The sequence below is a fragment of the Streptomyces sp. NPDC050264 genome (assembly GCF_040655895.1).
GTDB lineage: Bacteria > Actinomycetota > Actinomycetes > Streptomycetales > Streptomycetaceae > Streptomyces.
Map to the genome: position 1 here is coordinate 1 of NZ_JBFAKV010000065.1, position 4,721 is coordinate 4,721.

Here is a 4,721-nt window from a genome sequence, read left to right on the forward strand (position 1 = left end):
ACTCACCCCACCACGACGAGCAGACCTCGACCAACTCGGCATGCGCTGGTGAACGGTTGTTTGGCCCGCCGAACGCGGTTGCCGTCCTCTCCGGCAGGCCGCCGCTGTCTGACGCGTACCGTCAACTCTCCCGGGCGCGGCCAATGGCCTGCGGGTGGGTGAGAGTGGCGCGTGCCTTGCGTTCGACGAGGACAGGAACGAAGTCGCGCACGGGCCGGCCGTGGAAGGAGGCGTGGGCATCTGCGACGGCTGCGGCGACTTCGTCGGGCGTGCGCGTGGTGCGATGGGCCTTCGTGAGGCGTTCAGCGAGCGCACGGATCGCTTCTTCTTCACGCGGAGCGGTAGTCACTGCAGCCCCTGGCCTGGAGGTACTTTCGTCAGCCGTCACCGACATTCTCGCGCGCGAACGCCCTCGCTGGAGTGGTCGTTGCAGTGCACAGTCGGCCTGTCGCTGGCATCCGGCCACCCCTGGTGGGCCCGCAGCTCGACGCTCATCAACGTCACAAGGAGCTGGTGGTTCCGGGCTCCGCGGCGTCCAGTCGGCAGCGGTTGACGCCGGTCACGACGCGCTCGCCGGAATCGGTCTCCTTGTGTCGACAGCAATCGTTCAGCTGAATCGTCCGTCACCCGTCGTCGCCCTGCCGAGCCGTGGACGTGGACGAGTGCGTGGCCTCTCCGTCCTCGGGCACGCCCTCTCGCAGGCCCGGCCGCCGTTCGGCGGCCTTCCTGTACCAGGCGCCGTACCGTTTCGCGAGGGCCACGGCCGACATGCCGTGCAGAAGGATGCTGAGCGCGACAGTTACCGCTATCACCCGGCCGAGGAGCTCCATGCCCGGGACGTGTTGTTCCTCCACCAGAAGGAGCCCGAAGACGACGGAGGCGAGTCCCCGCGGCCCGAACCACCCGATGTAGAAGACCGTGGGAAGGGCCAGACCGCTCCCGGCCAGACAGAGCGCGACGGGCAGCATCCGGATCATCGTGAGGCTCAGTACGGCGTAGGCGATGATCCTCCAGTCGAGGCCTTCCAGGGCCGGCCCGAGCAGAACGGCGCCGAAAACCAGGAAGCTCAAGGAGGCGAGGAGTTCGGCAAGATGTCCGGCGAGGTCGACGGTGCCGTCGTCGGCGGTTCGTGTGTGCGCCGGCGCGCCCGCCGGTACGGCGCGCCGTAGCGAGACATCGAAGGCGAAGCCGGCCACCCAGGCCGCGATGAACCCGCTCCCCTCGGTAGCGGCAGCCAGTGTGTACGCGCCGACGGCCACGGCCAGGACGAACGTCTGCCGCCAGTCACGACTGACCCAGCCCCTCTCACCGCACCGGCGCAACAGCCACCCGCCGAGTCCTCCCACGGCCATGCCCCATGCGGAACTGAGCACGAGCGCACGCCAGAAGACTCCGTCGGCTCCTTCCTCCGCGGCTGTGGTTCCGGGCAGAGCCGCGAGGAAGAGCACGTAGAAGGGCAGTGCCATACCGTCGTTGAGTCCGGATTCCACATTCAGGCCGCCGCGCACCATCGTAGGGACACGCGGATCGGAGACCGCTGTCTTGCCGAGAGCGGCATCGGTCGGCGCGAGAACGGCCCCGAGCAGGGCTAGCTCCCACAGGGTCAGGCCCGGCAGCAAGGGCCATGCCAGGAGCCATCCTGCTCCGATCGTCAGCGGCAGGCCGATCCCGAGCAGGCGGCCGGCAAGGAAGCCACCGAGGCGGAGATCCCGTCGGCGTATGGACGTCGCACCCGTGAACAGGACCAGCGTCAGAGCGGCTTCGACCAGGGTGAGCACGGGGCCCGCATCGCTCTCCAGGTCCAGCAGGCCCAGCCCGGCGGGGCCGATGGCCACCCCGACACCGGTGAACACCATCGGCGTCGAAACGGCGGTCATGGTCAGCCGCCCGGAGATGAGGGCGTACCCCGCCGTCACGGCGGCCACGGCCGCTCCCGTCCACGCGCTGTCACTCACCGTGCTCTCGCCGCCGTCCCCTCGCCGCCTCGGCGCAAATCCTGGCCGCCGCCGAAGTCACTGCCGGGAGTGCCGGAACCACGGGTGACAACACGACAGCGGTGGCAGCCAGGGGCGGGGCACAGGCAGGGTCCATCGCGGATTTCCCGCCGCACACAGAACGAGCATGCGCTGCCTGAACCCCCGTCGAACACAGGCCTTTGATCCACACATCGGTCACCCCTCAGGAAGAAACATGCAGGCTGAGACCGGGGTCGTACGCCGTCACCGCACGACCCCGGCTCCACCGGCTCCCGTCCAGACACCCTCACTCGCTGAACAGGGACCGGAGATCTCCCCCGGCAACACTGCAGATGACACCTATTGCCGGGAGCCGTTCATGAGGGGGCGAGCGGACCCTGGCGACACCCACGCGGTCCGAACGGCCAGCCGTACCTGCCCATCGAGGGTGCGATGCACCAACAACGAATCATCCGCAGCCGCACTCACCAGAGGATCTCCAGCCGCACGGCCGTCCCACTCAAGACAGCCGCTGTCGGACACCGGCAACCAGGCGGGAGAGTCCGGCTGCCCAGCAGGGACGCAGTCGGACACCGCGACGGTCACCGCGACGGCATCTGCCTCCACCCGCAGCTGGATACGCCCTCCGGCACCGTGCCCGATGACATAGTGGGCAGCGATCCGGGCTATATCGGCTGCCCGGCCGGCCACCCACGACGGCGCGCCCACACTGGCGAGCGCAGCAGCCGCGACATCTGCGAGAAACGGCATGTCCCGTGGAGCGGGATCCACCTCCACTATCAGCGACAAGCGCCGATCATGCCGTCCCCGATCCTCACCCAGCTCCGCGTCATGGCTGGTGATCCGAGGCAATCGAGACATCTGAACGGGCCGTCCCACCGGCGCCTCCTCTGCCCAGAGGGAAACGCTGTCAACAGGTCCACAATTGATGAGCCTGAACCGCGTCAACACCCGCCAGGGTCCGGGGCATGGTCCCAGGCTAAGACACCGCCCCGATAGGGCTCCCCGCACAGCAGTGTCAACAACAAGATGGCCGAAATGAGGCAACTCCCGCTGGCCCCGCCCCTCGCGTCAGGAGGACACCTCGCGCGCGGACCGCACGAAGGGGAGCCCCGGTCTCCCCGCGTCCTCCGGTCGCCGCCGTTTCCTCGTCACCCGGGCCCTTCCAGCCTCCCACCACCAGGGCGACAAGTCCGCACAACCGTCCCCAATACCCCGCCCTCGACCGGGAATGGAGGCACGGCCAGGGGTTGGGAAACTGTCTGGCATGACCGGTCAGGTTGGACGGCGCCGGCCTCGACGGCCTCACCGCTGTACGCGAGATCGCCCAGGCTCATCGCCACCGGGTCCTGCTCGGCCCTGCCCCTGCCGCAAGGGCCCAGATCGAGAGCTGGCCGCTCTGGCAGTGCGGAGCCAGATGCGCATCGAACGCGTCCTGACCGACAACGCCTGGCCCTACCGCAAAAGCTTCGCCTGGCAGCGGGCACTGGCCGACCTCGGCGCGAGCCGCAGACTGACCCGCGCCTACCGGCCCCGGACCAACGGCAAAGTCGAACGGTTCAACCGCACCCTGCTCGAGGAGTGGGCCTACCTGAGGCCCTACCTCAGCAACGACGAGCGGACCGCAGTCCTCGATGCCTTCCTCCACGCCTACACCTACCATCGCGGACACACCGCACTCGGAGGCCAACCCCCGATCAGCCGCGTCAACAACCTTGCGGGTCAATACACCTAGGACCTGTTGCGAAAGTGGATCAAGAGCCGTGGGCGGCCGGGGTGGCCTTGAGTGGCTCTCCGGTCCGGCCAACCGGTGCTCGGGGGCTTCTCCTCGTACCCGCAATTCGGCTCATACATGCCGTAGTTGGTCCGGATCAAGAATTACTAGGATGTTCGGCAGCAAAGTAGTTTTGATGCTGTTCTTGACCCGTGGCATACGGCGCGCTGGTACTCGACGGCATGCTCGCGTCACCACGCTGCCGGCCACCCCAACTCGGAGGTGTTCCGATGCTCCTGCCCATCGGGCAAGAGATTCCCTGCTCCGGCTTTGCAGTCAACGTGCCGCTGCAGATCAACGTCCTCGGCCTCATCACCCTGGACTTCAGGGGTGGCGTCAGGTACCGCGTCGAGGCCAACCCGTCAGGCGGCCTCGATGGGGTGAAGCTGAAGATCATCGGTGAGGAGTACAGCGCCGACTCGCCGATCCTGGGCAAGGTCACCCTGTCGCAGTCCGACAGCGACTCCACCCCGCTCAGCCTGCTCGAAGCCACCAGCAAGAACCCCGAGAAATACCGCAACACCGTCTTCCACGACTTCACCCTCACGATCGAGAAGCCACCGGGAGGCGGTAAACCGATGACCCTGACCAACACCAAGACGATGACCACCCTGGGCGAAACCCTCACCACCTTCCCCCCGCAAGGCACCGTCTACCAACTCCAGCAGCCGGTCGACTTCGCCCCAGTCGACTCACCCGACCAAGTCGTCGCCCAACTACTCCAGCTCCCCATGACCATGTCGGGCAACTGACGCCCTGAGCACCGCAGTTCGTCCGCCAGTCCCGGTTCTGGCCGGGTACGGCGGTCAGCCACCGAGGCCGGCCACGCGCCCCACCCTTACTTGGTCGTGTGGGTGGGGTAGACCTGCACGTCGGTGTACGCGCCCTTGATGTCCCCGGCCCCCGCGGGCCAGTTCAGGGTCACGGTGTGGGTCTCGTTCGGGGGCGTCACCAGGATGTTGGTCGGCGAC

Annotated in this window: 3 protein-coding genes and 1 pseudogene; 2 read left to right on the forward strand and 2 right to left on the reverse strand. The window is 67.6% G+C overall.

Annotated elements, in window-relative coordinates:
* Nucleotides 1-121: 121 nt before the first annotated feature.
* Nucleotides 122-349 carry a three-helix bundle dimerization domain-containing protein gene (locus tag AB0J02_RS43500; RefSeq protein WP_363199465.1) on the reverse strand — a complete coding sequence of 76 codons (228 nt, stop codon included), beginning with the start codon at nucleotides 347-349 and terminating at the stop codon, nucleotides 122-124.
* 274 nt (nucleotides 350-623) lie between these two features.
* A complete protein-coding gene (locus AB0J02_RS43505; RefSeq protein WP_363199466.1) occupies nucleotides 624-1,955 on the reverse strand; it encodes a cation:proton antiporter in 1,332 nt (443 codons plus the stop codon).
* 1,438 nt (nucleotides 1,956-3,393) lie between these two features.
* Between AB0J02_RS43505 and AB0J02_RS43510 the strand changes: the two are divergent.
* Both AB0J02_RS43510 and AB0J02_RS43515 read left to right on the forward strand, forming a co-directional pair.
* Nucleotides 3,394-3,711, forward strand: a pseudogene (locus AB0J02_RS43510) (integrase core domain-containing protein); the annotation flags it as partial.
* A gap of 269 nt (nucleotides 3,712-3,980) precedes the next feature.
* On the forward strand, nucleotides 3,981-4,502 hold the full coding sequence (locus AB0J02_RS43515) for a hypothetical protein (protein ID WP_363199467.1): 522 nt from the start codon (nucleotides 3,981-3,983) through the stop codon (nucleotides 4,500-4,502).
* Nucleotides 4,503-4,721 lie beyond the last annotated feature (219 nt).